Raw genomic sequence first — 26,866 nt, 5'->3', positions numbered from 1 at the left:
TAGAGGTCGATCACTAATTTTTATTTCTTATGGTATTCTTGCTGCAACAACCTTGAATAAAGATAAATCTATAGATTTATTCATTCCTGAAAATGGATTTATCAGTTTAAATATACCACTCAATGAAGGCAGATTTGGAAGCCTCAGTACTAAAACGACACATCCTGTTTTCCTAGGGATTTTGCAAGAAATTTTCGATGCAGTAAAAATTAAGGTTTCAATCAAACGTCCATATCAGGGATTCACAAAAGGGCAAATGATTAAAAATTGCAAGAACAAAGAAACTTTAGCCACTTTCATTGGAAATACCACAAGCTGTGGTCGCTTTGGTTATTATAATTATAAACATTGTGGTCGTTGTGTACCTTGTCTTGTTCGTCGAGCTGCATTTTTAAGTGCAGGTATAAATGATAGCACAGAGAAACAATATGTATTTGAAGATCTCGGAAATTCAAAATCAGCAAGAGAAAAAGGAGCGAACGACATTGGTGCAGTAGCGAGAGCTTGCTTACTTTTTAGAAAAAATGGGATCAATGATGTTATTGGCGGTGCACTAGCCTTCTCCAATCAGACTATTGAAGGGAGGAAATTTTATGCTGATGTTGTAGAGAATGGACTCATTGAGCTAGAGAGCCTTCTGAAAAAATATAAGGTTTTATAATAAAATCCTCCATTAGATATGTATCGAAGTTATCAGCGCGTTGGCGTAAACATCTTTACCCTACGCGCTATAGTATCTTTAATGCCCATCGCAAAATCAAACCAACACCTTCAACCCATGCTTCCGCACCACGGTAAGCAGTTTCAGCGACAACCCACTAGGACGTTTTACGCCACTTTCCCATTTCTGTACCGTTGACACACTGGTGTTCAGGTAGCTGGCGAAAACGGGCTGGCTGACGTTCAGCTTCTCACGCAGTGCCTTAATCTCAAGAGGTTGAAGATCGTCCACGCTGTTGAGACATGCTTTATCAAAGTTGCGCATCGTTTCCTGTGGAATAGCGTCGACGCTGAATAATCCAGAAGCCGCGCTGTGGATAGCCTCAAATGCAGGACTCTTGAATTTACTTTTTGCTGTCATGGCAAATCTCCACCCGCTCTTTACTCTTGATCACCGCCAATAGCTTCACATAACTCGCTATCCTTGATGGCGTGGGATTTAGCCGCCCTAGTGAACCATTTGGTTTTGAATACACGCATCAGGCCGACATCCTGTAACCTTAACTATAGCACCAAGTGCTAGTTTCTGGCTGAGTCAAAGTGCTTGAAACTTGCAAAACTCTGTCGTATTTTTGACCATGAAAACCTGCTGTCGATGACAGCCACCAATGTTTCCAGTATCGGGATGATACGAGTGACCTGTGAGAAACGCCTTCGGGTGGTCACACTGCCAAAGTCATAGGAATGGAGCGTGGTCTGAGACTGACGCCTTCGGGTGACCACACGATACTTATACTCTTCCATCGCCTGAAAGGAAGGGAGCGTGATTAAGAAGCGCGGTAAATCTGCCAACCTTTGCAAGCAGATGTCGTCAGGTAGTTTGAACGCCGCTACGAGCGTGACGATGAAGGCCACGTTGAACTTTACTTCAAGCCCAACATTGCCGTGGGCTTACTATACCCAGCCAGAGAGCGGCCTCCAAGCCGTAGGAGACTGGCCGTAGCTGCAACGTTTATCGTTGTGGTGATTTCACTTCATAAGCGGCTTAAACAGCGCTTATCCTCGTAAGTTCGCGTTATCGCGTAACTTCGATTTTACTCGTCTCAATGATTAGCGTCTCGCGTGTAAACGTGCTGGCTGCGCGCTGCTATGCCGTCAGGCATCTGCTGCGCGCCTGCCTGCAACGTCTGCACCGGCGTCACTTTTTCCGTGTCAACGGATGAAAGTGACGCCGCAGCCGAAGACCCCATCACCCCCTGAGACATGCACCTCAACCACCGCGTCATGAATCTGACACACCCGTTTGTGCCGGACTGATCGCTTTTTTACAGGAGATTGAACCGATACCGAGGCAGGCCTAACGGCCTGAGAGGAAATCCTGCAACCGCAGGCGGCCGCACCGAGTGCATCGCCGACACCTCCCAAGACCTCAACTGCTGTCCGCTCTGGCGCACAGGTATCGTTCAAGGCAGGTCAATCGCGATTGTTTCTGCCCTTTCCCATGCGCCAGAGAAAAGCATCCAGTTGAATTATGAGAGGTAAGTTGCATGAGTAAATTAAGTCGTGAAATGACCACGCTGGCGAAACAGGCTGGCGGGAGCTACAAGACGGTTCATGATCGTATCCGCATCATGGACAGGCTGTGCCGTCACCTGCTGGTGCTGAATATTCAGGTGCGTGACGTTAAGTATCTCAAAGCCAGACATATCGAAAGTTATGTCGCCGAACGGCTATCACAGCAGATTGCCCTTCGTACCCTGCACAACGAAATGGCAGCACTGCGCACGGTGTTTAAGCAGGGAGGACGGGAAAAGCTCGCCGTTTCTGATCGCCTGACCAATAACGCGCTGGGGCTGAGTGGCGCAAGCCGTGCCGGGACAAAATTCGCTATCCCGGATGAGCGCTATCAGGCCGTTCTGCTCGCGGCGCAACAACGCGATAAAGGGCTGGCCTGCGCACTTCAGCTTGCCCGATTGTTGGGGCTGCGATCTCAGGAAGCGGTGCAGTGCGCCAGTTCTCTGAAGACATGGGAAAAGCAGCTTGAACGCCATCAACAGACGCTGACCGTGGTGTTTGGCACCAAAGGCGGCAGGCCACGCGAAACCCGGATTATCGATCGCGAAGCGATTGACCGGGCAGTGAAAGAGGCGCTAAAGGTGGCCGAAGCGCGTAACGGTAGGCTGATCGATAAACCCGACCTGAAAACCGCCATGAATTTCTGGCGCACGCAGACCACCCGCTTAGGGTTGACCGGCCACTACTCCCCGCACAGCCTGCGCTACGCATGGGCGCAGGATGCCATGCGTTATTACCTGTCACTGGGCTTTTCCCGCAGTGAAGCCAGAGCATTAACCTCTATGGATCTCGGCCACGGTGATGGTCGGGGACGCTATGTCGAGCGGGTTTACACCCGGAGGGAGGATTGAACATGACGGATAACACGTTGATTCGCTTATCGGGTGTGATGAAAAAAACCGGCCTCAGGAAATCGTGGATTTACCTGCTGATGAAGCAGGGGGACTTCCCTCAGACGGTCAAAATCGGTGCCCGCTCAGTAGCGTGGGTGGAAAGTGAGGTGAATGACTGGATCGCGGCACGTATCAGCCAGCGCGGGGAGGCTAAACCATGATGCATTGTTATTTTTTTCTGGCGGGCGATTTACGATATACTGCTGATGCTGCGGCAAAATCCGCAGCCGGAATTGGCGTTCCGAACAAATGTCTGGTGCCTGAATATGCGCGTCATGCGCATTGCTGTTCAGGCACGCATCGAGCCGTACCTGCAATGGTGGCTCGTGCGGGGGCTCCGCAAGGAGCGCCGGTAGCCAGACTGTCCGGTAACGCCAACCCCGTACGGGCTACCACCCTTGAGGTTGGCGTCTCTGGTGGTAGCTGTCTAAGAAGCTACAGTCTGGAGGCTGCCTTATGGCTACGATCCTTCCCTTTCTTTACCCGCAATCTTTCTTTTTTTCTGCGGGGGTACATCATGTATGACCCCACTCCCCTGACGTTAGAAGAACTCGTCGATCACTGTCGGGCGCTGGCCTACGCCATCATTGAACTAGACAACGCGCTCGCGAAAGAGCTGCTGATCTTTATCCTTTGGGAACGTCTGAACCAGTTGAATGACGCGCTGCAAGCGGAGGTGGCTGACGATGAGTAAATTCGTTTCAGACATTACCGCACAGTCGCGCCACCGCTGGCGTGCCATTCTGTCTGCACTGGCTATTCCGGTGCCTTCCGGCGGTAAACATGGCGCTTGTCCTGCCTGCGGCGGCAAAGATCGCTTCCGTTTTGACGACAAAGAAGGACGGGGAACGTGGTTTTGCAATCAATGCGGTCATGGTGATGGCCTTGATCTGGTCGCACGGGTGAAAAACTGTGACCTGTCAGATGCCGCAAAACAGGTGGCCGCGCTGACACTCCCCACCTCAACTGCGCCAGCCAGGGAAAAAGCTGCTGAGCGCCCGCCGCTGGCCGATAAAATCAAGCAGATGCTGACCCATTCAAAGAACGGCGAGAGCGCCTACCTGAAAGCCAAAGGGTTCTCTATCGTCCATGCCCGCCTGACTGCACAGCAAAAAATGCGCATCGGCGGCGTGCTGTTTGATGAGGGAAGCCTGCTGCTGAAATTGCATCGCGTTTCCGGTGAACTGATCGGCGCACAGTTGATTAACGACGACGGAGAAAAACGCCTGCTGCCCGGTTCGCAGTTGAAAGGCGCTTTCATTGCGGTGCATTACCCGAAAGAGCCGGACACCATTGTGATCACCGAAGGGTATGCAACCGGCCTGACCATCAGCCAGATCACCACGGCGGCGGTGGTCGCGGCGGTGTCGGCCAATAACCTGATAAACGTCGCCCAAGCGCTGCGTGGCTGGTATCCCGATGCCACTATTATTCTGGCGGGCGATCATGACCTGCATGCCGACGGTTCAACCAATATCGGTAAGGAACAGGCTGAAAAAGCCGCACTCGCGGTGGACGGCTGGGTATCGTTACCGCCCACCACAACGCTCTGTGACTGGGATGATTACCGTCAGCAATACGGGCTTGAGGCCACCAAATCCGCGTTCAACAAACAACGCTATCAGCCCGACACGATGTATACACCTCTAGTCCGCACCGATTCCGCGACACCGGCCTTCAACACCGCCTTACCCCTGCGCAAAGGCTCTGACGGTTTTGATACGCGGCAGGACTACCTGATTAAAGGCTATCTGCCGAGTTCATCCGTCGCCAGCGCTTACGGTGCCAGCGGCTCGTATAAATCGTTTCTGGCGGTATCGTGGGGATGCCATATCGCCACCGGCAAACCGTGGGCGGGCAAGCCGGTGACACAGGGCGCGGTGATTTATGTTGTTGGTGAAGGTGGGATTGGCGTTCCCCGCCGTATCCGGGCATGGGAGCAGACGCTTAATGGCGGTAGCCCGATTGATGCGCTGTATCGTGTCGATTGCCCGATTTTTCCGGCCAGCCCAGAGAGCGTACAGCAGGTGATACGTGCCGCCCGCGATGTGAAAGTCGCCTCCGGTATGCCAGTTCGCCTGATTATTCTGGATACGCTCGCCCGCTGTTTTGGCGGTTCGGATGAGAACGCGGCTAAAGATATGGGCGCATTCATTCAGGGATGTGACGCGATTAAAGCGGCAACACAGGCCACGGTGCTGATTATCCATCATTCCGGTAAAGATCAGGACAAAGGGGCGCGGGGATCCAGCGCATTCCGTGCTGCGCTGGACGTAGAATTTAACGTCAGGCGTGAAGGTGAAGGCGGCGCGTTGATCCTCAGTTGCACCAAGATGAAGGATGCGGAAGAGCCGCCGCGTCGCGCCTATGACCTGAATGCCGTCGATCTGTACGTGGACGATGATGGCGACCAGATCACCTCGCTGGTGCTGAATGATGAAGGCCGTGAAGTCAGAGAGGATGAGGCTACCAGCGATCCCGATTTAGCCGGTATCTCTCGGCTGACGGAAAATCATTTTGCGCTGTGGCAGGCTATTCGCTCACGCACGGCCAACGGTGAAGGCTGCACCCGTTCATTAGTGCGGGATGATATGCGGGCAATGGGCTTTGATGTAAACAAGAAGTTTACCCGCTGGCTGGACAAGCTGGAAAAGGATGGCCTGATCGCCTTTGAGGGTGAGCGAATTACGCCACTATCGCAACGAAATAAGGTGGGGGATTAAACGGGGGAAAGTGGGGGCAAACGGATAAGAAGTCCTTCTATCCGGCATTTTCCCCCACTTCCCACGCATATATAGGTGCGAAGTGGGGGAATATATTAACTAACTAATAAATAAACATTTTTAACAAAGTCATAAAAATCAAGTGGGGGAAGCCGTGACCTCTGACTAAGTGGGGGAAAGGTGGGGGATAGTTTGATAATGTTTTACTCTGCCGATATACGCTAAATATAACATTTGAGTTATTATAACTTATGAGTTATATTCCCCGTTAATAAGGGGACTGACATGTATGAATTGATTTTTCACCCCGAAGCTGCAAGCGAAATTTATGACCTCGAACCTGTTATGCAGGCAAAAGCGCTTAAAGGGCTTGAAAAACTTGAAGCTAAAGGGCCCGAGCTAAGATATCCAGACACGGACATCATCGAAGGTGGGTTGTTTGAGCTACGGGTTGGTAGAAAAGACATAAGCAGAACGTTTTTTGCTTACGCAAAAGGACGTAAGATCTATATTTTAAGGACATTCGTAAAGAAAACCCCTAAGACCCCGAAAGCTGAAATAGCGCTGGCAAAGTCAAGATGGGAGGAATTGAAAGATGGCAGTTAAAGGTATCAACTTCTCTGAAGTTAAAGCAAAAGCGCTTTCTAATCCTGAAGTTAAAAAAGCGTATGAGGACGAAGCTCAAGAAGAAGCGCTTCGCGCTGTTCTGATCGAAATGAAGTCCAAGTCAGGTCTGACAAGTACAGAGATCGCCGCTCGCATGGGTGTAAGCCAACCTGCGGTGAGCCGCCTTGAGAGAAATGTTTCCAGTGCGAGTATCTCAACCTTACAACGGTATGCCGCTGCTTGCGGGATGCAGCTTAAGCTGTCACTGGGTTAAGATCAGCGCTGTATTTATAAGCCGGATTTTTTACTGTCTTGCCAGTTAGCATCGGTGCTACAGGTTCCGGCTTGCTACTTCTATACGGTGGAAAACGATCTGGTGGAAATGATACCTAGGTATGATGAGCAGCAGGAAAATCACCCACATAAGAAAAATGAGCGCCAGCCCCTCCCAAACAAGGGGCTGGCGCGGTGGATAATATATCCTCAAATTTTAAATTTCCCTTCCGCATTAATAATTGTATCCCACTGTTTAAATTCGTCACTACTAAGAACTACACAACCTTTTGCCATAGATTTAAAATTCTCAGTAAGGTTTTTATCTTGCTTTGGAGGAAAATGATCGAAACTTGAAATCAATGTTTTTCTTCTAAGATTCTCTACATATTCGGGGCAAATTAGATTTTTTCCATCAAGCGAGAACATATTAACAGCCTTAATGAAGAAATCACTTCTATCTTTTAAGGATTGTGTATCCCATATTGAATTAGGAAATAATTCTTTATAGTATTTATCAGATGTAACATGATAATAATGAGTTCTTTTATCTAATATGCCGATTACACTTAACGTATTTGAGCTGATAAATAAAAAACCATTAGGCCAAAAGAAGAAAATTAAAAACAATGAAGCCAAAACGGAAAAAATAGTCTCTTTTGCAACTTTAATATTAAAAAGATCATTATTTCCAAAAGAAAAATTTCTTGAATAAAAAATCATAGCTGGAAACAATGATAAAATAGAATAAAAAGAGAGAAAAAATAAAGCGTATAAAAATCCAGAAAAAGTATGTCCATCCATATTCATCAAGAGCAAAGAAATAGATAGTGTTATTGATATTGAAGATAAAAAACAGATAAAAGAAGTGACAACGATAGAGCAAGCCACCCTAATTAATTTACTAAATCCTTCACGGATATTGGCATGAGTATTCTTCACCTTGCAAGTAAAAACCATAAATAAAATGGGAGGAATAAAAGATATAAGTAAAGAGCGAAATGGTTCGCTTATATAGAATAAAGCTGTTTCTAAATAAATATTTTCTTTAGCAAAAGAAGCAAAAAGGTCAGACGATAATATAAAGATAGAGATCAACATAGATATTATCATCATCAAAGTGATATATGGCATATACTTTGTGCTGCTGATATAACTTTCTTTAACAAAGGATGAAAACAATATTAAATTAACACTTGGAAGTACAAATATAAAAGACATTAACACTGACATGAATAAAAACGAACCAAATATTGAAATAAGTGTTGTTTTACTTTCAATTGCGCCAATTAACAGATCAAGTCGTGAAAAATGCCCTAAATAACCCCAAACAATAACTATGGAGGATAGTATGTATATAGGTGAAATTTTTAGCGCATAAAAAAAACATTTTTTAGCATTATTAAAAAATTGTGTTAACTCAATCTCTTTGATTCCTTCCATATATCCCTCTGCCTAGAAAAATAATCTATTAATAATCAATAAAATAATTAGATCCTATAAAGTAGAATATTCAATACATCATTTTTTAAACTCATACGGCACCACATACTCTTCCCGATTGGCATCCAGATAATCCGCCCACCATTGCAGCATCAGCCTGCGCTCATCCAGATGTTCCGCTTTGTGGATATAGGCAGCACGAACGCCGTTACGTTCCTGATGGCTCATCTGGCGCTCTACTGCATCCCGTGACCACTGGCCGGACTCCACCAGTGCGCTACAGGCCATGGTGCGAAAGCCGTGTCCGCAAACCTCGGTAGTGGTGTCGTAGCCCATGGTTCGCAATGCATTGTTGACGGTGTTTTCACTCATCGGTTTAGTTGGCCGACGATCGCCGGGGAAGATCAGTTCATGAGCACCGCTGATGGCCTTAATCTCTTCCAGCAGCGCTAAAGCCTGTCGGGATAACGGCACCAGATGTTCAGAGCGCATCTTTGCGCCGCGCTGCGAATGCTTCACGCCGGGAATGGCTTCACGTTCAGCCGGTATCGTCCACATGGCACGTTTAAAATCGATTTCCGGCCAGCGGGCAAAACGTAGCTCACTGGAGCGGATAAAAACGCACAGCGTGAGTTTTAACGCCAGTCTGGTTAACGCCCGCCCTTTGTGGCGTTCTATCCGTGCCAGAAAATCAGGCAGTTTATTCAGCTTCAGGGCTGGCCGATGGGTGGCTTTTGGCGCGGCTATCGCCCCGGAGAGGTCTTGCGCGGGGTTGCGCTCTATCATATCGTTCTGCACCGCGTAGCGCATGATATCGGTGACACGCTGGCGCAGCCGTGACGCCAAATCAAGATGACCGTTCTGTTCGACGACTTTCAGCGGCTCCAGCAGGTCTTTAGTTTTCAGGTCGGCAATATGGCGATGCCCGATAGCAGGCAGTAGATTTCGTTCCATATCGCGCCATACCCGTCCGGCGTGCGTTTCTGACCACCTGTTTTGGCTAATATTTCGGTGCCAGTCCTGCGCGACCTTCGCAAAAGTATTCAACTCTTCTTGCGCCTGCTCTTTTTCTTCTTCACGCTTTTCCGTTGGGTGGATACCCTCCAACAGCAGCAATCGTATCTCATCACGCTTCTCTCTGGCCTTCGCCAGCGAGATCAGCGGATAGGCACCGAACGCAATCCGGCTTTCCTTACCTTCAAAGCGGTATTTGAGATACCAGCGCTTAGAGCCGTTAGGACTCACCAAAAGATACAGGCCGTGCGCGTCAGCGAGCTTATAGGCTTTCTCGCGAGGCTTAGCAGTACGGGCAACAACGTCGGTCAGCGCCATAATTTGGGGGTCAACTCATAATCGAAGTGAATTGACCCTCATCTTGACCCCCAAATCATCTGGATGTCAATGGACGAAGAGAGACCACTGTGGATAAAACAGACAAAATCACAGAGAAGAAAATGAAATTAAAATCGTTATTTTACATGTAGATATGGACGTTACTGGACGATTTTGGACATAAAAAAAGCCACCCTAAGGTGACTTAATTTTCATACTGTTGGTGCCGAAGGCCGGACTCGAACCGGCACGTATTTCTACGGTTGATTTTGAATCAACTGCGTCTACCGATTTCGCCACTTCGGCACAGAAGTAGTATGCGGAAAACGGGTGCATTATACCGTTTGACGGCCCACGCGCAACGTTAATCCACTCTACACTCGGCTAAGTGCTGAAAAAATCATCTTTAGCAACGCGTTATGGCTACTTTGCCGTCAATATTGTGTGGTGTGACGTTGTTGTGAAAACAAAAAAGCGCCGAAGGTTTACCCGCTCGACGCTTTTTTACTCGTTTAGCATTATCGCCGTTTCAGCAGCAACGCCACGCTGATGAATAAAAACACCGAGCTAGGCAAAACCGCGCCCAATATCGGTGGAATACCATAGACCAGACTGAGCGGACGGAAAATCTCATTCAGCAGGTAGAAGAGAAAGCCGAAGCTGATCCCTATCACGATACGTGAACCTGCTGACACGCTACGCAGCGGGCCAAAGATGAAAGAGACTGCCATAAGCATCATCACCGCCACCGAGACCGGCGCAAAGATCTTGCTCCACATGTTGAGCTGGTAGCGGCTTGATTCCTGACCACTCTGTTTCAAGTATTTGGCGTAATCATGCAACCCACGGATCGATAGCGCATTAGGTTCCAGCGCCACCACGCCCAGTTTATCCGGCGTCAGGTTGGTTTTCCATTCGCCACTGAGCGTCTGACTACCACCAATTTGTTTGCCGTCGCTCAAATCAGATTCATCAACTTGCGAGAGGTTCCAGACATTCCTGTCCTTATCAAACTCAGCGGAGGCGGCGTAGCGTACCGACAGGAGTTTGTTCCGATCGTCGAAGTGATAGATGTTGACGCCAGACAGCTCTTTATCGCCGACTACTCGTTCAATATAGATAAAGTCATTGCCATCTTTTGCCCACAGTCCGCCCTGCGTAGAGATCATCGACCCACCAGAGATCATCTGAGAACGATAGTTACGCGCCATCTGCTCTCCTTGCGGAGAAACCCACTCACCAATCGCCATCGTCAGCAACACCAGTGGGATCGCGGTTTTCATCACGGCAGTCGCGATCTGCAAGCGGGTGAAACCTGAAGCCTGCATCACCACCAGCTCGCTGCGGGTCGCGAGCTGCCCCAATCCCAGCAGCGCACCGAGTAACGCAGCCATAGGAAAGAACGTCTCAATGTCTTTTGGGACGCTAAGCAGCGTATACAGCCCCGCGCCCAGCGCCGAATACTCGCCCTGCCCGACTTTACGCAATTGGTCGACAAACTTGATGATGCCGGAGAGTGACACCAACATGAACAGTGTCGTCATGATGGTGGTGAAAATCGTTTTACCGATATAGCGGTCTAATACACCAAACATCAGGCCGCTCCTTGTATTCTAAGGGGACGAGGCTTAAAGCGGGCGCGCATTTTGCGCATCGGCACGGTATCCCATAGGTTAAGCATCACCGCGATGCCGAAGTACATCAGGTTGGTCAACCAGACCCATACCATCGGATCAATTTTCCCTTTACTGGCGTTAGAACGCAGCGAGCTTTGCAGCAGGAAGAAGATCAGGTATAGCAGCATCGCAGGCAGCATACTCAGCACCCGTCCCTGACGTGGATTCACCACGCTCAGCGGCACCACCATTAACGCCATGATCAGCACCGAAATAATCAACGTCAGCCGCCAGTGGAACTCTGCGCGCGCATCGTGCGCATCCGAATGCCAGAGGGTTGACATATCCATTTGCTGCACGTCGCTATTATTTAGCGTCACGCTCTGGTGACCAATCACAGCCTGATAGTTGGTGAAATCCGTGATACGGAAGTCGCGCAGTAGCGCCGTGCCTTCGTAACGCGAACCGTTATCCAGCGTTACAACCTGCGCACCGTCTTCGTTTGGCGTGATATGACCGCGATCGGCCACGACAACAGAAGGTCGTGCGTTACCGCTGGGCCGCAGTTGTGCCAGAAAGACGTGCTCAAACTCCGATCCTTTCACATTGCCGACAAACAGCACCGCATTGCCACCTTGTGCAGACTGGAACTGTCCTTCTACCAAAGCGGCCATGCCAGGGTTGGCTTTCGCTTCTGCCAACACTTCTTCCTGATGCCGTGACGACCACGGGCTGAGCCACGTGACGTTAATCGTTGCGATGATGGCAGTGAATACAGCCAAGGCCAGCGCGGCTTTCAGCAACACGCGTTTGCCTAATCCGCAGGCGTGCATGACGGTGATCTCGCTTTCCGCATAGAGGCGGCCAAACGTCATCAATACGCCAAGAAACAGACTTAATGGCAGGATGAGCTGCACCATCTCTGGCACGCCCAATCCCAACAGGGAGATAACCAAATTTGTCGGGATTTCACCATCAACAGCGGCGCCCAGTATCCGTACTAATTTCTGACAAAAGAAAATCAGTAGCAGAATGAAAAGGATCGCCAGTTGGCTCTTAAAGGTTTCCCGTACCAGATATCGAATGATGATCACGCTTAATTACGCCTGTGAAAACTTGTCTTTTTGCAGGAAAATCGATAGTTTCTTCGCTAACGCGCCATTTATACTCATTTTTGGCTGCCCTCTTAGCTAAAACTGTATTACAACACACTGCGTTTGAGCTGTTGTATCAGAACCTGCTTATTAGTCACCAAAACAGGTTCGTTACGTCGTTAAGATTAACACAGGTTATGTTAACGCAACGGCGGGAAAGTATTACGGAGTGTCACATTCTAGCCGTTGCCCCCGCCTTTGTCTTTAAGATTCAGGAGAGTACATGGAGTTCAGCGTAAAAAGCGGTAGCCCGGAAAAACAACGCAGTGCCTGCATTGTCGTCGGCGTGTTTGAACCGCGTCGTCTGTCCCCTATTGCCGAACAACTCGATAAAATCAGCGACGGCTATATCAGCGCGTTGCTTCGCCGTGGTGAATTAGAAGGCAAAGTGGGGCAATCACTGCTCTTGCACCATGTACCTAACATTCTTTCCGAGCGCATTCTGTTGATTGGCTGCGGTAAAGAGCGCGAACTTGATGAACGCCAGTACAAACAGGTGATTCAGAAAACCATCAACGCGCTAAACGAAACCGGCTCGATGGAAGCAGTCTGCTTTCTGACTGAGCTACACGTGAAAGGCCGTAATACGTACTGGAAAGTGCGTCAGGCGGTCGAAACCGCGAAAGAGACGCTGTATACCTTCGATCAGCTTAAGAGCAATAAGGTCGAGCTGCGTCGTCCACTGCGCAAAATGGTATTCAACGTACCGACGCGCCGCGAGCTGACCAGCGGTGAGCGCGCCATCCAGCACGGTCTGGCGATTGCTGCGGGTATCAAAGCCGCGAAAGATCTCGGCAATATGCCGCCGAATATCTGTAATGCCGCCTATTTGGCGTCGCAAGCGCGTCAACTGGCCGACACCTACAGCCAAAACATCATCACACGTGTGATTGGCGAACAGCAGATGAAAGAGCTGGGCATGAATGCCTATCTGGCAGTGGGTCAGGGCTCGCAGAATGAATCGCTGATGTCCGTGATCGAATATAAAGGCGATCCGAACCCAGAAACTCGCCCAATTGTACTGGTCGGTAAAGGTCTGACCTTCGATTCCGGCGGCATCTCCATCAAACCTGCCGACAGCATGGACGAAATGAAATACGACATGTGCGGTGCAGCGACGGTCTACGGCGTGATGCGTATGGCGGCCGAGCTGGCGCTGCCATTGAATATCGTCGGCGTACTGGCGGGTTGTGAAAACATGGTCGATGGGCGCGCATACCGTCCAGGCGATGTGCTGACCACGATGTCCGGTCAAACGGTAGAAGTGCTGAACACCGATGCGGAAGGTCGGCTGGTCTTGTGTGATACACTGACCTACGTTGAGCGCTATGAGCCGGACGTCGTCATTGACGTCGCGACGCTGACCGGCGCGTGTGTGATTGCGCTGGGGCACCACATCACCGGGCTGATGGCGAACCACAATCCGCTGGCGCACGAACTGTTGAGCGCGTCCGAACAATCTGGCGACCGTGCATGGCGTCTGCCGCTGACTGACGAATTCCAGGAGCAGTTGGAATCTAATTTCGCCGACATGGCGAATATTGGTGGTCGTCCGGGCGGTGCAATTACCGCAGGCTGCTTCCTGTCGCGCTTTACGCGTAAGTACAGCTGGGCACATCTGGATATCGCGGGCACGGCCTGGCGCTCTGGCAAGGCCAAAGGCGCAACGGGTCGTCCGGTCGCATTGTTATCACAGTTCCTGCTTAACCGCGCCGGACAGAACGACGTAGAATAGCGCAGCCAACGCACATGCAACTTGAAGTATGACGAGTATAATGGGCCGGACTATCCGGCCCTTATCCATAGTGTAAACAATGAAAAACGCAACGTTCTATCTTCTCGAACACGACAGCAAAAGCGGTGAGCTCAGCGCCCATGAGGCACTGGCATGCGATCTGGCGGCAGAACGTTGGCGAGCAGGAAAGCGCGTGCTGATTGCCTGCGAAGACGAGCAACAGGCTATCAGGCTCGACGAAGCATTGTGGCAACGCGATCCCAACGCATTCGTGCCGCATAATCTGGCAGGCGAAGGGCCGCGTCACGGTGCACCCGTCGAGCTGGCATGGCCACAGCGACGTGGTAATGCACCACGTGACCTGCTGATCAGCCTATTGCCGCAGTTCGCAGATTTTGCCACCGCTTTCCATGAAGTGATAGACTTTGTCCCTTACGAAGAATCCTTAAAACAGTTGGCGCGCGACCGCTACAAAACCTATCGCAGCGTCGGCTTCCAATTGACCACGGCTACGCCGCCAACTCACTGAATTTTGAGCATAATGGAAACGAAATATAACCCGCAAGATATCGAGCAGCCGCTCTACGAACTCTGGGAAAAGCAAGGCTACTTCAAGCCGCACGGCGATACGAGTAAAGAAAGTTTCAGCATTATGATCCCGCCGCCCAACGTCACCGGCAGCTTGCATATGGGCCATGCTTTCCAGCAAACCATTATGGATACGTTGATCCGCTATCAGCGTATGCAAGGCAAAAATACCCTGTGGCAGGCCGGTACCGATCACGCCGGTATCGCCACGCAGATGGTGGTTGAGCGTAAGATCGCCGCAGAAGAAGGCAAAACTCGCCACGATTACGGCCGCGAGGCGTTCATCGACAAAATCTGGCAGTGGAAAGGCGAATCCGGTGGCAACATTACTAATCAGATGCGCCGTCTGGGCAACTCCGTTGACTGGGAGCGTGAGCGCTTTACCATGGATGAAGGTCTGTCCAACGCGGTGAAAGAAGTTTTTGTCCGTCTGTATAAAGAAGACCTGATTTACCGTGGCAAGCGCCTGGTGAACTGGGACCCGAAACTGCGCACTGCGATTTCCGATCTGGAAGTCGAAAACCGCGAAGTGAAAGGGTCGATGTGGCACCTGCGTTATCCGCTGGCCGATGGCGTGAAAACCGCCGAAGGGAAAGACTATCTGGTCGTCGCGACTACCCGCCCGGAAACTATGCTGGGTGATACCGGCGTTGCCGTTAACCCGGAAGATCCGCGTTATAAAGATCTGATCGGCAAAGACGTGATCCTGCCGTTGATTGGTCGTCGTATTCCGATCGTTGGCGATGAACATGCCGATATGGAAAAAGGCACCGGCTGCGTGAAGATCACGCCAGCTCACGACTTCAACGACTACGAAGTCGGTAAACGCCACCAGTTGCCGATGGTAAACATTCTGACGTTCGATGGTGATATCCGCCAGAGCGCTGAAATTTTTGACACCAATGGCGAAGCCAGTACCGCTTACAGCAGCGACATTCCAGAAACCTTCCAGGGTCTGGAACGTTTTGCCGCACGTAAAGCGCTCGTCGCCGCATTCGATGAACTCGGTCTGCTGGAAGAGATCAAGGCACACGATCTGACCGTACCTTACGGAGACCGTGGCGGTGTCGTCATTGAGCCGATGCTGACCGACCAGTGGTACGTGCGTGCTGCCGTACTGGCTAAACCAGCAGTGGAAGCGGTGGAAGATGGCCGCATCCAGTTCGTACCAAAACAGTACGAAAACATGTACTTCAGTTGGATGCGCGACATTCAGGACTGGTGTATCTCCCGTCAGTTGTGGTGGGGTCACCGCATCCCAGCCTGGTACGATGCCAACGGCAACGTCTATGTAGGCCGTACCGAAGCGGAAGTACGCAGTGAAAACAACCTCGCTGACGATGTTGTCCTGAATCAGGATGAAGACGTACTGGATACCTGGTTCTCATCCGGGCTGTGGACATTCTCTACGCTGGGTTGGCCAGAGCAAACGCCCGATCTGAAAGCCTTCCACCCAAGCAGCGTGATGGTCAGCGGCTTCGACATCATCTTCTTCTGGATTGCCCGCATGATCATGCTGACCATGCATTTCATCAAAGATGAAGACGGCAAATCACAGGTGCCATTCCACACCGTTTACATGACCGGCCTGATCCGTGATGAGGAAGGCCAGAAGATGTCTAAATCCAAAGGGAACGTCATCGACCCGCTGGATATGGTGGACGGTATTTCGCTGGAAGCCCTGCTGGAAAAACGTACCGGCAATATGATGCAGCCGCAGCTGGCGGAAAAAATCCGTAAGCGCACCGAGAAACAGTTCCCGAACGGCATCGAACCTCACGGTACGGATGCCCTACGCTTCACGCTGGCGGCACTGGCCTCTACCGGTCGCGACATCAACTGGGATATGAAGCGTCTGGAAGGTTACCGTAACTTCTGTAACAAGCTATGGAACGCCAGCCGTTTCGTGCTGATGAACACCGAAGATCAGGATTGCGGTTTTGGTGCAGGTGAAAAAGTACTGTCTCTGGCTGACCGCTGGATTCTGGCAGAATTCAACCGCACAGTGAAAGCCTACCGCGAGGCGCTGGACGGTTATCGCTTTGATATTGCCGCCAACATTCTGTATGAATTCACCTGGAATCAGTTCTGCGACTGGTATCTGGAGTTGACGAAGCCTGTGATGAACGGTGGTACAGAAGCGGAACTGCGCGGTACACGCCACACGCTGGTTACCGTACTGGAAGCGTTACTGCGTCTGGCACATCCTATTATTCCGTTCATTACCGAAACCATCTGGCTACGCGTTAAAACGTTGAAAGGCATTAGCGCCGACACAATCATGCTGCAACCGTTCCCTGAGTTCGACGCTGCGCAGGAAGATACGCTGGCACTGGACGATCTGGAGTGGATCAAGCAGGCGATTACCGCAGTGCGTAACATTCGTGCAGAAATGAACATCGCGCCGGGCAAACCGCTGGAAGTCTTACTGCGCGATGCCACTGCCGAAGCACAGCGTCGTGTGGAAGAGAACCGCAGCTTCATCCAAACGCTGGCACGCCTGGAAAACATTACGCTGCTGCCAGCGGGCGATAAAGGTCCGGTTTCCGTCACTAAACTCATCGAGGGTGCCGAGCTGTTGATACCAATGGCTGGTCTGATCGACAAAGCGACAGAGCTGGATCGTTTGGCGAAAGAAGTGGCGAAAATCGAAGCAGAGATTGAGCGCATCGCAAGCAAGCTGTCCAACGAAGGCTTTGTGGCTCGCGCACCGGAAGCGGTCGTTGCCAAAGAGCGTGAGAAGCTGGACGGCTACGCCGTAGACAAAGCCAAGCTGCTGGAGCAGCAAGCAGTCATCGCGGCGCTGTAACGCTAACCGATTTCCAGCAGTAGTATGATTAATATGAAAGCCTCGTTGCAAAACGGGGCTTTTTCATTGAGGGTTCGCCCCAACACGTATTCTGTTACGTACCACTCGGTTTATACGCAACGCCATCTATCATGCAAAGGCAGCGGTCATTGACGAAATCCGTAAACACCGTCGTTCTGGCTGGAAATTTCTGTTCGGTAAAATATTCGCGAAATATCTCTCTGGCTTTACTAAAGTCGGCGCGATGCCTTAAATAAAGATTGAGTTGAACGAGATCCACCAGATCAGCATTCACTGACTGTAACGTTTTGCGTAATGCATTCAAAGAAGCCCTGACCTGAAACTCGACATCATCTTTTTCATGTCCTCCTGAGTGGTGAGCAAGAAAGATAAAATCACCTGCCACAACACAGGATGGACAAGTGTCGTCTTTACATTGTGTTTTCATTCGTATAATCACAGCACTATCTCCACTTTTTTTGTGTGGATTAAATGTACTGGTTATTTATACAGATGTAAATAACGAGAACGAGTACATCAATATGATGTACTCGTTCTCGTTTACCATCAGGTCAAAACAGGTGAGGGATCATTTAACGATTAGCGGGCATCGGCCAGCGCAATGTTCTGACGCAAGCCGGTCAGAACATTGTTCATTTCCACCTCTTCTCTTGCGATCTGAAAACGGGAAACGGACTGTTGCAAGTTAATAACCTGCTCCTGAAGCGCATTTGCTGAGGTCGCCACTTCTGATACCAATGACGCATTCTGCTGCGTCACACCGTCCATCTGATTAATAGCGATATTAATCTGTGAAATGCCGCGGCTCTGCTCGCTGGAAGCCAGCGTGATTTCATCCATGATATCGACCACTTTTTTCACATCCATCAGCACTTCGTCCATGGTGTTACCCGCCAGCTCAACCAGCCCTGCGCCCTTTTCAATGCGGCTGAGGGAAGCATCAATCATGCTGCCAATCTCTTTCGCTGCCGTCGCACTGCGCGCCGCCAACATCCGCACTTCAGAAGCAACCACTGCAAAGCCTTTACCATATTGACCCGCACGGGCAGATTCTACCGCAGCGTTCAGTGCCAACAGGTTAGTCTGGAAGGCGATGCCGTCTATCACCCCAACAATGTCGGAGATCTTGGCGGAGCTCTGCTTAATAGAACGCATCGTATCCACCACTTCGGAGACGACATTCCCGCCGCGAGACGCAGAATTCGAGGCTTTCAGTGCCAGATCGTTAGCCTTACGCGTGTTGTCTTCGTTGTTTTTCACCGTCGACATGATCTGCTCCATACTTGAAGCCGTTTCATCCAATGAAGCCGCCTGCTGCTCGGTACGGCTGGAGAGATCGATATTACCGGAGGCGATTTCCTCAACGCCGATACTGATAGCATCAGTACCGTTACGCACCACGCGCACCATATTTTCCAGCCCGTCGCGCATACGCTGAACCGCAGCAAACAGCTGTGCAATTTCATTTTTCCCGCTGCTATCAATCTGCGCACGCAGGTCGCCTTCCGCGATACGGTCAAAGACGGAAATAGCCTGATTCAACGGTTTCACGATAAGGTTGGTCATCACGGACCAGGCCAGTGCAGCCAGCAACAACGCACAGGCAATCGCGGCATACAGGATGGTTTCCATGAGTTCCACACGGCCATTCGAATCCGCGTAGGCTTCATCAATGCTCTTCAGCTTGAAGGCAACCAGCGCTTTAGAAGATTTATCAAACGCGGCATATAGCACCGTTGATTTCCCCGCACGTTGGCGATATTCATCCAGATTCCCTGCATTAAGTGCCGCAAATGCCGGATCGATAAACTCTTGCATTAGCGTATTACGTTTCTCGGCCATGTCCGTAGAAATGACTTTTTCTTCTTCGGACTGCGGATATTTCAGGTATTCCTGCCATTTCTCGCTGGCACCATCAACCTTACCTCTGGCACGACCCAGCGCGACTTTGGCCGCCTCGACGTCCCCTTTGCCCATTAATGATTCGTACAGACGTAAATCTAACCGACCACGCAACAGCAGTTCGGAGCTATCATTCAACGCGACCAGCCCTGGCAGCACTTCCATATCGACACGGGCAAATGATTTATTCCCCGACTGAACCGCAACCAACCCTAAAACGCCGACAAAAAGCAGTAGCGCCGCTAATGAAAATACCATCATGCTGAGTGCAGTACGGATCTTTACCTTACGAAACATAAATTATCCCTATGGTCTGAAAATAAGAAAGGGTGGGCGCCAGCTCCAGAGCAGAGCCGTTCAGTTATTTACGTAATAGTCGTTATTCATTTTCCAGACGTGTGAATTTCCACGAACTGAAATAAATTCGTCATATACACTAAATAATTCAAGTTTCAGGACAAAACGTTTGCGTTTTGAACAACGTAAAGCATTGGCCCGCAACGGCTGGCCTTCGGTGAGAGACAGGATATCTCTCATGTCACCCCAATAAGCTTACTCTGGTAAGTGATTCGGGTGACTAAACACAGCCAACGCACATGCAACTTGAAGTATGACGGGTATAAAACCGTAATAAAAATAAAGAAACGTATAAAGAAAATAATGACCGACAGAAAATAGACTTTCTGTCGGTCATTAGGATTTATTTTTTATTCTTTTCCTGAGACTGATTTTTTTCTAAGAAACGTTGCAGCTCATCTTTATAAAACTTTGCCGACATCATCGTGCCATGCCCGCTGGTTTCGTTACTGGCGGGAATAAGGAACAAAGTCGCCTGCTTAATTTTCTTAAGCTCATTATCCAGAATGCCTGTTTCAACAGGATTACGCTCATCATCCGCAGAGTTAATCACCAGAACAGGGGCGTTAATTTTATTCAGCTCCGGCGCAGCATTATAATTTGCAGACGAACCCCAGATATAAATAAAGTCATTAGCATCACTGGTTGACGGCGCGGCAAGACGATCTTCTACCAGTTTGTCCGCCTGTACGCGTGTTGGCGCTTTGCTCTGATAGGCCAGCGTTCCGCCAGTAGTAGCAATACTAAACATAATACTGGCCGTTTTTAGCGTCGGCGGCTGCTGCGTATAATCGCCATTATTCCAGGCCGGATCATTCTTGATGGATTCAATCAAGATACGACGCATCATCCAGTTACGGCCAGACAGCTCGTTTGGCAACGACGCCATTGGCACCAATGCATCCATCATGTCCGGGTATTTTTCCCCCCAGAGCCAGGTCTGCATTCCGCCCATGGAATATCCCATCACCAGACGCAGATGGTTAATCCCCAGTCCTTCTTTGATTAAGCGATATTGTGCCTGCACCATATCGTTATAATCGTACTGAGGAAATTTCATCCGTAAGCCGTCTGATGGCTTGGAAGATTTTCCAGAACCAATGCTCTCCGGCATGATAATAAAGTATTTGCTGCTATCCAGCGCCTGACCCGGTCCGAAAAGCTCTCCGCCAAAGCCATTTGCTAACAGCGCTTTAATCGGCTGATTCGTTCCATGCAGTAATAACACGGCAGGCTTGGTTTTATCACCGAGCGTGTAATAGTGAATGCGCAGATCTTTTAATTTTTCGCCGCTGTTGAAGGTAAATTCTGGCGCGATCCAGTCGCCTTCTTGTGGTGCTGAAAAATTGGTCTGTGCATACGTTAATGGTGACAGCATTAACAGAAATGCACCCACCACCCCTGATAGTATTCGGTTAACCATAAATAGCTCTTCGGTAATCATGAAGTCGTGAAGCCGCGATTTTAATGTCTATTAGGAAAAATCCCAATAAACATAAGTAAGCTAATAATAAAAAGATATTATTATCTGATTTTTTTATTTATAACAAAACATTCTATAAGGAGTTTTCAATAGAATGACATTTAACGCATTCCAGTTAATCATCTGACTACGCCGCTCATACTTTTCGCTCGGCATTAACGTCCATAAAAACAACAAAAAGTGGGAAAAGTCGTTCACATCGCGAACAAGAATACCGATAGTGCGCTGTGATATCCGCACACTATCGGCATAAGGAAGGGGTAAAATTGGCGTTGAGGATCAGTGCTGATTCATTTCTCTTTCAATCGTTCTCAGCCGCTCGTCCATATCTGGATGTGTACTCAGCCAGTCGGGTAAATCCAGCGATTCAACCTCATCCCCGCTGCGGTCGTGATTGAGCAAAGCTTGATACATTGCCTGCATTGACTGAAGCGAACGTCCTTGCTGCTGCATTTTTGCTATTGCCCATGCATCAGCTTCCCGCTCCATATCGCGAGAAAACTGCATTTCGTTGATAAAGGCGGCAGACTGCAACACGGTATCTCCGATTCCACTGACATCTCCCGTCATCCACATGAACGTCAACGACACTAGCGATGAGCGCACCACCATGCGCATTGGATGGCGATAGGCGTGGTGCCCCATTTCATGCAGCATCACCGCCGCCAGCTCGTTGTCATTTTTCGCCAGCTTCACCAGATCGTCACTGATAATCAGCGTGCCATCCGCCAACATGAAAGCATTCGGCCCGACAGGCGCAGCCATGATCTCCAGGCGCAACGGCGTTTTATCTTCCCGCATGTCAGCGGGCATAACCTGCTGAAATAGCGTTTGCATCGCCTGCTGACGTTCAATAGGCAGTGTGGAAGACTTAAAATCACTGTGCCGCAGCAGCTTCAGCGTATGTTGCCCCAGTTGCTGTTCGATAGCGGTAGGAATGCGTAGCGCCAGCGCGGAACTCGCCCAAGGCAACACCACGTAAACGTAGTTTATGACGATCAAAATCGTGGCAAATAACGTGAAAATCACGCCACGCTTATGGCGTTCCAGCCGATGGACAACCCCCGGCCGGCGTCGTGCCGAATACCAGGTGCGAAAAACGGGATCATCGGCAGGAACAAAGCGACCGCCGTCAGGAAACGTTAATATCAGAGGAATAGAACCCAGCGCATCGGAAACCGTGACCTGCTCCAACGCAAATGTTGTGTTCGATGACCCGGTGTTCAGCACCATCGTCGAACCATTGTCCGTTAAATGAAGAGAAGCGGCCACGCGGGCCGCCAATCCGGGGTATTGATAATGCCCCTCAATATTCATATTCCTGCCTTATAACTTACAGGCCAACACCCAAATCAAGCGCCTGCACCGCTTCTTCAGCCAGCGCGCTGTTTGCTGTGTCCTGATGTGCCTGAACGTGCAGCAGTGCCAGATCGCCTTCAACCGCTGTCGCATTCGCGATATAGCGTGCATGGCGAATCTCTGCCACTGGTGCAGCCCAACCCAAAGAGAAAATAGTGATCAGGCTATTGGTTATCAGCAGCCCCATGTAAGACAGCGTTTGCATGGAAGAGTGCAACTTCACACCACCGTTCAGCGACGTCTGGTTGAACAGATAATTACGCTGCGCGACCACCAGATAGCTGCTGGAAACCAGCACACCCAGCAACGCCACAACGACCATCATGATCATATTAAAGATGTTGCTCAGCAGCATCATCATTACGAGCTCTTCATTTCCGCCACCCATCATAATAGTTTGGAATAGCGTGAAAAAGAACGAACTCATGAATGACAGCGATGCGATCAGGAAAGGAACAAAAATCAGCAGGCTAATCAGAGAAAATTTAATAAACGCTGCTTTCGTTAATTCTGCGTTAAACGCCGTTTTACCAAAGAACAGATTATTCACATAGAAATCAAGCTGCATCATTTTCATGATGCCATTTACGGCGGCAAACCCCGGAATAGCAATCGCCAAGGCAATGAACCCAATCAGAATTGGGCTATTGCTCTGCATACCAATCATGACAACCACAACCAGAGCAATATAAAAAGCCAGCAGTAACAGGATAGGGCAAAGCAGCAATACCCAATACGCACGGCCCGTCTTGCAATGATAGTTAAAACGGACGCCGCGATAGCTGGACATAATGGCGTCATAACGCCAGTTGCGGATCACGATAACCGGAATAAGTGCCGCAAATGCCAATGCAAGAATCGTCCCCAGCGTTGGTGACATCGCCAATACAAAATAAAACAGAATCAGACCGGCGATAACCAGCAGACGTCCTTTAAGGATCTGAATAGGCTCCGCGTGGTAATCAAAACGGTCACCGTTAATTTCCGTGTTACCGTAAAAATAACGACGACGACGCACGGTGGCCCAGGCAGAATAAATACCGAGTGTGATGACCGTTAATAACGCATTCACCAGCCAAATTGCAAAATATTCCCCAGCCTTACCATGAAACTGCACGCGATGCAGCGCGCTATCTTTTGAAGTATTGATAGTCATAACCCTTTCATCCTAAAAGAAATAAGCCTGATAAACGTATTATTCGATACGTTAGCGGCATACAAAAAGCGGCTCATTTAAGCATGTCCTGTTAATCACAACAATAAAAGTTAACAAAAATCAAACAAGTTCATATACTTACTAATTACATGGAATAGAGAAGTCCACAAAGTAAAAAACACATTGATAACGTGAAGTCGATGAGTATAGACGTTGCATCAATGTGGCCTGAAATGGTATTACAATCGGCCAAGATCATTACCCTCGTAAACCGTAAGAACAAGAGTACGTATTATGACAACCGCGACCTCCACCAATCTTCAGCTACGTCCAATCACCGAACAGGACGATGCAGCCATCGCACAAGTTATCCGCCAGGTTTCTGCTGAATTTGGTTTGACGGCCGACAAAGGTTACACCGTTTCCGACCCTAATCTGGATACACTGTTTACTCTATATAGTCAGCCGAAAAGCGCCTACTGGGTGGTTGAATATGACGGCCGAGTCGTGGGTGGCGGCGGCGTTGCCCCGCTGGTCGCAGGAGAAGAGGATGTGTGTGAATTACAGAAAATGTATTTCCTACCCGTCGTGCGGGGTAAAGGTTTAGCACGTCAGCTAGCAATACAGGCACTTGATTTTGCACGTGAGCAGGGTTTTCGCCGCTGCTATCTGGAAACAACCGGCCACCTGACCAGCGCGATTCGGCTGTATGCGTCTTTGGGCTTCGATCCTATTCCCCATTCAATGGGGAACACGGGTCATACCGATTGTGAAGTGACGATGCTGAAAGTACTGTAATGGCAAATAAAAACGCCGCAGGGTATTCCTGCGGCATTCAGTGAGGCTGGGTTGAAGCTCAATGATTAATGGCGTTTGCCGTCATCATCTTCATCATAAAAATCTTCATCATCCCCGTCTTCTTCGCCTTCACCATCTGGATCTTCGAAGTAAGTGCCCCAACCGTCGTAATTCACACCGTGACGTTCTGCCAGCGCCAGCAGCTGTTCTACCTGTGCGTCGATCAGTTCCGCATTTAGCGCCACTTCACTGATGGCATCGCAGCACATCAGCAACACACCATCCTCCACTTCCAATTCTTCTGCATCCGTCACTTCATAACCCAGTTTGAAGGCCTCTACAGCAACTTTTTCCAACACTTCAAACTTCTCAGCAGAGAAATGGTGTTCAATGGTATAGAGCGCGTCAGGATCGCTGCCATCATCCAGCAGTTCTTCAATGATCAGGCGTGTCTCTTCCCGTTGTTCTTCCAGTAATTCGCGATTTGCCATGCCTCAGTCCTCATTAATCGACGTAATATTGCTTATTGTCCCACAGCCCTGCGGCTTGCTCCACCACAAAGTTTGATATCACCACTTGAATTTGAATAATTACACATATAAAGTGAATTTTAATTCAACCAATGGTGTTGAGCCACATGGAGAGATACATCATGCAACCGTTCTATAAACGTCACTTTTTAAGGTTAATGGATTTTACACCCGCAGAAATTGCCCATCTTTTAACCCTGTCAACGGCACTAAAGGCTGATAAAAAAAACGGGACCGAAGCCCGCCGCCTGCAAGGTAAAAACATCGCACTCATCTTCGAAAAAGATTCGACTCGTACTCGCTGCTCTTTCGAAGTTGCTGCATACGATCAGGGCGCGCAAGTGACCTATCTCGGCCCGAGCGGTAGCCAAATCGGCCATAAAGAATCCATCAAGGATACCGCACGTGTACTGGGAAGAATGTACGACGGCATTCAATATCGCGGCTACGGTCAGCAAATTGTTGAAACGCTGGCGCAATACGCGGACGTTCCAGTGTGGAACGGACTGACAAACGAATTCCACCCCACGCAGTTGCTGGCCGATCTGCTGACAATGCAAGAACATTTGCCAAGTAAAGCGCTGTCAGAGATGACGCTCGTTTACGTGGGCGATGCGCGCAACAACATGGGCAACACCATGCTGGAAGCGGCAGCGCTGACCGGATTGGATTTACGCCTTGTTGCGCCAAAAGCCTGCTGGCCGGATGCCGGTCTGGTGGCTGAGTGTCAGGCGGCGGCAGAGCAAACGGGTGGCAGCATCACGCTGACGGAAGATATCGCCGCAGGCGTTGCGGGCGCAGATTTCATTTATACCGACGTTTGGGTTTCCATGGGCGAACCAAAAGAAACCTGGAAGGAGCGTATCGCACTGCTGAAACCGTATCAGGTGAACACGGCGATGATCGCAGCAACGGGCAATCCACAGGTGAAATTTCTGCACTGCCTGCCTGCATTCCATGATGACCAGACGACCATGGGTCAACAAATGGCGGAACAGTACGGCCTGCACGGCGGAATGGAGGTCACGGACGAGGTCTTTGAATCCGCACACAGTATCGTGTTCGATCAGGCGGAAAACCGCATGCACACCATTAAAGCCGTGATGGTCGCCACGCTGGTACAAGATTAAGATTTAGCCTGCCTTTGATGTGTTTTAAAAACTGTAGTGGTCAAGTCATATTGGCCACTACATTCGGCAAAGAGCTGGAGCTGGAACTGAATTCAGCTCAGAGCTCCTTCCCGTCGTTTTGACATGAGAGGCTCGAACCACAGTCCTTCAGGTAATCGACACATGCCCCTTCATCAGAAAAAAAGGGGGAATGTAGTTATCCCATCCTTTTTGGTTGCAGTGTTGGATCAGGGTGGCGCTGTTTGCCACACCTGTTTTATCACAGCAACGCGTTATCCTGTTACGAAGCGTTGAAGAACTTATACCAAGTATGTCTGGAATACGACTCTGCTTCACCCCGCACTGTAGCAAAAGAACGACTTCCCACTCCTTGTCTGTAAAAATATTTGCCGGTCGGGTGAACACAAAGGGCTTCCTTTCGCATGGCATAAGAAAGGTTGAAAAGTAAACATTGGTGATTTCTATGTAAGTGCAAACAATACCGTCATTGCCATCATTAAGCCGCCAAGGACGCTTCTCCACCAGAAAAGACCTGAGTCTATTTCGTCTTCCGTAATCAAATGTTTTGAGGACAATACTCATTTCATTTGTGGTCAATATTTTTTGGTCGTCATGCAGTATATGGCCGTAGTGCTCGCTGATATCGGGCGTTAAATCCGTGTCGAGACAGCCTAAAAGTTTACTTTCTGTTACGCCGAAATACTGACATACCATCTTATTGCC

The 26,866-nt window shown here is 49.6% G+C and carries 26 protein-coding genes, 1 tRNA gene and 2 pseudogenes; 14 read left to right on the top strand and 15 right to left on the bottom strand.

The window, feature by feature from the left end; all coding sequences use genetic code 11:
- The coding region (locus EDI29_RS09620) for a 7-cyano-7-deazaguanine synthase (RefSeq protein WP_193555652.1) at window positions 1-661 on the top strand (661 nt) is incomplete at its 5' end.
- A 96-nt stretch (window positions 662-757) separates the two neighbouring features.
- Here the strand turns inward: EDI29_RS09620 and EDI29_RS09615 are convergent.
- The 3 genes and pseudogenes from EDI29_RS09615 to EDI29_RS22735 all read right to left on the bottom strand — a co-directional run bounded on the left by EDI29_RS09615 (window position 758) and on the right by EDI29_RS22735 (window position 1,925).
- Entirely contained in the window at window positions 758-1,081 is a 324-nt protein-coding gene (locus tag EDI29_RS09615; protein ID WP_137740709.1) for a helix-turn-helix domain-containing protein, read from the bottom strand.
- A 38-nt stretch (window positions 1,082-1,119) separates the two neighbouring features.
- A pseudogene (locus EDI29_RS09610) lies at window positions 1,120-1,200 on the bottom strand (type II toxin-antitoxin system RelE/ParE family toxin); the annotation flags it as partial.
- A 563-nt stretch (window positions 1,201-1,763) separates the two neighbouring features.
- Window positions 1,764-1,925, bottom strand: coding sequence for a hypothetical protein (locus EDI29_RS22735; RefSeq protein WP_167494494.1), 162 nt, complete (start codon window positions 1,923-1,925; stop codon window positions 1,764-1,766).
- 282 nt (window positions 1,926-2,207) lie between these two features.
- Between EDI29_RS22735 and EDI29_RS09600 the strand changes: the two genes are divergently transcribed.
- From EDI29_RS09600 to EDI29_RS09575, 7 genes and pseudogenes are all read left to right on the top strand, one after another.
- On the top strand, window positions 2,208-3,086 hold the full coding sequence (locus EDI29_RS09600) for an integrase domain-containing protein (protein ID WP_137740707.1): 879 nt from the start codon (window positions 2,208-2,210) through the stop codon (window positions 3,084-3,086).
- A 2-nt stretch (window positions 3,087-3,088) separates the two neighbouring features.
- Window positions 3,089-3,289 carry a helix-turn-helix transcriptional regulator gene (locus EDI29_RS09595; RefSeq protein ID WP_039546869.1) on the top strand — a complete coding sequence of 67 codons (201 nt, stop codon included), beginning with the start codon at window positions 3,089-3,091 and terminating at the stop codon, window positions 3,287-3,289.
- Entirely contained in the window at window positions 3,286-3,822 is a 537-nt protein-coding gene (locus EDI29_RS09590) for an ash family protein (RefSeq protein WP_137740706.1), read from the top strand. Before EDI29_RS09595 ends, EDI29_RS09590 begins: the two co-directional genes overlap by 4 nt.
- Window positions 3,785-4,651: pseudogene (locus tag EDI29_RS22980) on the top strand (primase-helicase zinc-binding domain-containing protein); the annotation flags it as partial. The gene EDI29_RS09590 and the pseudogene EDI29_RS22980, both read left to right, overlap by 38 nt.
- A gap of 111 nt (window positions 4,652-4,762) precedes the next feature.
- The gene (locus EDI29_RS22975; RefSeq protein ID WP_241664920.1) at window positions 4,763-5,851 is read left to right on the top strand and encodes a helicase RepA family protein; all 1,089 of its coding nucleotides are present in this window, start codon (window positions 4,763-4,765) and stop codon (window positions 5,849-5,851) included.
- A gap of 285 nt (window positions 5,852-6,136) precedes the next feature.
- A complete protein-coding gene (locus EDI29_RS09580) occupies window positions 6,137-6,457 on the top strand; it encodes a type II toxin-antitoxin system RelE/ParE family toxin (RefSeq protein WP_005971241.1) in 321 nt (106 codons plus the stop codon).
- Complete coding sequence (locus EDI29_RS09575; RefSeq protein ID WP_137740704.1) at window positions 6,447-6,731, top strand: helix-turn-helix domain-containing protein; 285 nt, start codon at window positions 6,447-6,449, stop codon at window positions 6,729-6,731. Before EDI29_RS09580 ends, EDI29_RS09575 begins: the two co-directional genes overlap by 11 nt.
- A gap of 209 nt (window positions 6,732-6,940) precedes the next feature.
- Here the strand turns inward: EDI29_RS09575 and EDI29_RS09570 are convergent, their stop codons facing one another.
- From EDI29_RS09570 to lptF, 5 genes are all read right to left on the bottom strand, one after another.
- Entirely contained in the window at window positions 6,941-8,173 is a 1,233-nt protein-coding gene (locus tag EDI29_RS09570) for a hypothetical protein (RefSeq protein ID WP_137740703.1), read from the bottom strand.
- A gap of 78 nt (window positions 8,174-8,251) precedes the next feature.
- Complete coding sequence (locus EDI29_RS09565; RefSeq protein WP_137740702.1) at window positions 8,252-9,505, bottom strand: tyrosine-type recombinase/integrase; 1,254 nt, start codon at window positions 9,503-9,505, stop codon at window positions 8,252-8,254.
- 221 nt (window positions 9,506-9,726) lie between these two features.
- Window positions 9,727-9,811: transfer RNA gene (locus tag EDI29_RS09560), tRNA-Leu, on the bottom strand.
- A gap of 212 nt (window positions 9,812-10,023) precedes the next feature.
- The gene (gene lptG, locus EDI29_RS09555; protein ID WP_107169455.1) at window positions 10,024-11,100 is read right to left on the bottom strand and encodes an LPS export ABC transporter permease LptG; all 1,077 of its coding nucleotides are present in this window, start codon (window positions 11,098-11,100) and stop codon (window positions 10,024-10,026) included.
- Window positions 11,100-12,215 (bottom strand): LPS export ABC transporter permease LptF, encoded by a 1,116-nt coding sequence (lptF, locus tag EDI29_RS09550; RefSeq protein WP_137740701.1) that lies wholly within the window; start codon window positions 12,213-12,215, stop codon window positions 11,100-11,102. Before lptF ends, lptG begins: the two co-directional genes overlap by 1 nt.
- 283 nt (window positions 12,216-12,498) lie before the next feature.
- Between lptF and pepA the strand changes: the two genes are divergently transcribed.
- The 3 genes from pepA to EDI29_RS09535 all read left to right on the top strand — a co-directional run bounded on the left by pepA (window position 12,499) and on the right by EDI29_RS09535 (window position 17,407).
- The gene (pepA, locus tag EDI29_RS09545; RefSeq protein ID WP_005973662.1) at window positions 12,499-14,010 is read left to right on the top strand and encodes a leucyl aminopeptidase; all 1,512 of its coding nucleotides are present in this window, start codon (window positions 12,499-12,501) and stop codon (window positions 14,008-14,010) included.
- Between the two features lie 79 nt (window positions 14,011-14,089).
- Complete coding sequence (locus tag EDI29_RS09540; protein WP_005973664.1) at window positions 14,090-14,539, top strand: DNA polymerase III subunit chi; 450 nt, start codon at window positions 14,090-14,092, stop codon at window positions 14,537-14,539.
- 12 nt (window positions 14,540-14,551) lie between these two features.
- Window positions 14,552-17,407, top strand: a complete 2,856-nt coding sequence (locus EDI29_RS09535; RefSeq protein WP_137740700.1) for a valine--tRNA ligase — start codon at window positions 14,552-14,554, stop codon at window positions 17,405-17,407.
- Between the two features lie 94 nt (window positions 17,408-17,501).
- Here the strand turns inward: EDI29_RS09535 and EDI29_RS09530 are convergent, their stop codons facing one another.
- From EDI29_RS09530 to EDI29_RS09510, 5 genes are all read right to left on the bottom strand, one after another.
- Window positions 17,502-17,855 (bottom strand): RidA family protein, encoded by a 354-nt coding sequence (locus EDI29_RS09530; protein ID WP_241664919.1) that lies wholly within the window; start codon window positions 17,853-17,855, stop codon window positions 17,502-17,504.
- A gap of 152 nt (window positions 17,856-18,007) precedes the next feature.
- The gene (locus tag EDI29_RS09525) at window positions 18,008-19,627 is read right to left on the bottom strand and encodes a methyl-accepting chemotaxis protein (RefSeq protein WP_137740698.1); all 1,620 of its coding nucleotides are present in this window, start codon (window positions 19,625-19,627) and stop codon (window positions 18,008-18,010) included.
- Between the two features lie 403 nt (window positions 19,628-20,030).
- Window positions 20,031-21,110 carry an alpha/beta fold hydrolase gene (locus tag EDI29_RS09520; RefSeq protein ID WP_137740697.1) on the bottom strand — a complete coding sequence of 360 codons (1,080 nt, stop codon included), beginning with the start codon at window positions 21,108-21,110 and terminating at the stop codon, window positions 20,031-20,033.
- Between the two features lie 339 nt (window positions 21,111-21,449).
- Complete coding sequence (locus EDI29_RS09515) at window positions 21,450-22,487, bottom strand: M48 family metallopeptidase (RefSeq protein WP_137740696.1); 1,038 nt, start codon at window positions 22,485-22,487, stop codon at window positions 21,450-21,452.
- Window positions 22,488-22,503: 16 nt separating this feature from the next.
- On the bottom strand, window positions 22,504-23,685 hold the full coding sequence (locus EDI29_RS09510; protein ID WP_137740695.1) for a YjgN family protein: 1,182 nt from the start codon (window positions 23,683-23,685) through the stop codon (window positions 22,504-22,506).
- A 294-nt stretch (window positions 23,686-23,979) separates the two neighbouring features.
- On the opposite strand from EDI29_RS09510, the gene EDI29_RS09505 reads away from it, so the two are divergent.
- On the top strand, window positions 23,980-24,483 hold the full coding sequence (locus EDI29_RS09505) for a GNAT family N-acetyltransferase (RefSeq protein WP_137740694.1): 504 nt from the start codon (window positions 23,980-23,982) through the stop codon (window positions 24,481-24,483).
- 65 nt (window positions 24,484-24,548) lie between these two features.
- Here the strand turns inward: EDI29_RS09505 and rraB are convergent, their stop codons facing one another.
- A complete protein-coding gene (rraB, locus tag EDI29_RS09500; RefSeq protein ID WP_012773090.1) occupies window positions 24,549-24,974 on the bottom strand; it encodes a ribonuclease E inhibitor RraB in 426 nt (141 codons plus the stop codon).
- A 91-nt stretch (window positions 24,975-25,065) separates the two neighbouring features.
- Here rraB and argL point away from each other — a divergent pair, with 91 nt between their 5' ends.
- Window positions 25,066-25,152 (top strand): putative translational regulatory protein ArgL, encoded by an 87-nt coding sequence (argL, locus tag EDI29_RS23200; RefSeq protein WP_373365211.1) that lies wholly within the window; start codon window positions 25,066-25,068, stop codon window positions 25,150-25,152.
- Window positions 25,136-26,143 (top strand): ornithine carbamoyltransferase, encoded by a 1,008-nt coding sequence (gene argF, locus EDI29_RS09495; protein ID WP_137740693.1) that lies wholly within the window; start codon window positions 25,136-25,138, stop codon window positions 26,141-26,143. The genes argL and argF overlap by 17 nt, the downstream gene beginning before the upstream one ends.
- Window positions 26,144-26,290: 147 nt before the next feature.
- Here argF and EDI29_RS09490 read toward each other — a convergent pair.
- On the bottom strand, window positions 26,291-26,866 hold a 576-nt coding region (locus EDI29_RS09490), incomplete at its 5' end, for a helix-turn-helix transcriptional regulator (protein ID WP_137740719.1).

Source organism: Pectobacterium polonicum (assembly GCF_005497185.1).
Taxonomy (GTDB): domain Bacteria; phylum Pseudomonadota; class Gammaproteobacteria; order Enterobacterales; family Enterobacteriaceae; genus Pectobacterium; species Pectobacterium polonicum.
Note: the sequence above shows the minus strand (reverse complement) of the source record. Positions and strands in the feature narration are given on the sequence as shown.

Bases quoted from the DNA above. Each gene is read 5' to 3' on its own strand.
- EDI29_RS09615 (WP_137740709.1), bottom strand. From the start codon at position 1,081: ATGACAGCAAAAAGTAAATTCAAGAGTCCTGCATTTGAGGCTATCCAC.
- EDI29_RS22735 (WP_167494494.1), bottom strand. From the start codon at position 1,925: ATGTCTCAGGGGGTGATGGGGTCTTCGGCTGCGGCGTCACTTTCATCC.
- EDI29_RS09600 (WP_137740707.1), top strand. From the start codon at position 2,208: ATGAGTAAATTAAGTCGTGAAATGACCACGCTGGCGAAACAGGCTGGC.
- EDI29_RS09595 (WP_039546869.1), top strand. From the start codon at position 3,089: ATGACGGATAACACGTTGATTCGCTTATCGGGTGTGATGAAAAAAACC.
- EDI29_RS09590 (WP_137740706.1), top strand. From the start codon at position 3,286: ATGATGCATTGTTATTTTTTTCTGGCGGGCGATTTACGATATACTGCT.
- EDI29_RS22975 (WP_241664920.1), top strand. From the start codon at position 4,763: ATGTATACACCTCTAGTCCGCACCGATTCCGCGACACCGGCCTTCAAC.
- EDI29_RS09580 (WP_005971241.1), top strand. From the start codon at position 6,137: ATGTATGAATTGATTTTTCACCCCGAAGCTGCAAGCGAAATTTATGAC.
- EDI29_RS09575 (WP_137740704.1), top strand. From the start codon at position 6,447: ATGGCAGTTAAAGGTATCAACTTCTCTGAAGTTAAAGCAAAAGCGCTT.
- EDI29_RS09570 (WP_137740703.1), bottom strand. From the start codon at position 8,173: ATGGAAGGAATCAAAGAGATTGAGTTAACACAATTTTTTAATAATGCT.
- EDI29_RS09565 (WP_137740702.1), bottom strand. From the start codon at position 9,505: ATGGCGCTGACCGACGTTGTTGCCCGTACTGCTAAGCCTCGCGAGAAA.
- lptG (WP_107169455.1), bottom strand. From the start codon at position 11,100: ATGTTTGGTGTATTAGACCGCTATATCGGTAAAACGATTTTCACCACC.
- pepA (WP_005973662.1), top strand. From the start codon at position 12,499: ATGGAGTTCAGCGTAAAAAGCGGTAGCCCGGAAAAACAACGCAGTGCC.
- EDI29_RS09540 (WP_005973664.1), top strand. From the start codon at position 14,090: ATGAAAAACGCAACGTTCTATCTTCTCGAACACGACAGCAAAAGCGGT.
- EDI29_RS09535 (WP_137740700.1), top strand. From the start codon at position 14,552: ATGGAAACGAAATATAACCCGCAAGATATCGAGCAGCCGCTCTACGAA.
- EDI29_RS09530 (WP_241664919.1), bottom strand. From the start codon at position 17,855: ATGAAAACACAATGTAAAGACGACACTTGTCCATCCTGTGTTGTGGCA.
- EDI29_RS09525 (WP_137740698.1), bottom strand. From the start codon at position 19,627: ATGTTTCGTAAGGTAAAGATCCGTACTGCACTCAGCATGATGGTATTT.
- EDI29_RS09520 (WP_137740697.1), bottom strand. From the start codon at position 21,110: ATGGTTAACCGAATACTATCAGGGGTGGTGGGTGCATTTCTGTTAATG.
- EDI29_RS09515 (WP_137740696.1), bottom strand. From the start codon at position 22,487: ATGAATATTGAGGGGCATTATCAATACCCCGGATTGGCGGCCCGCGTG.
- EDI29_RS09510 (WP_137740695.1), bottom strand. From the start codon at position 23,685: ATGACTATCAATACTTCAAAAGATAGCGCGCTGCATCGCGTGCAGTTT.
- EDI29_RS09505 (WP_137740694.1), top strand. From the start codon at position 23,980: ATGACAACCGCGACCTCCACCAATCTTCAGCTACGTCCAATCACCGAA.
- rraB (WP_012773090.1), bottom strand. From the start codon at position 24,974: ATGGCAAATCGCGAATTACTGGAAGAACAACGGGAAGAGACACGCCTG.
- argF (WP_137740693.1), top strand. From the start codon at position 25,136: ATGCAACCGTTCTATAAACGTCACTTTTTAAGGTTAATGGATTTTACA.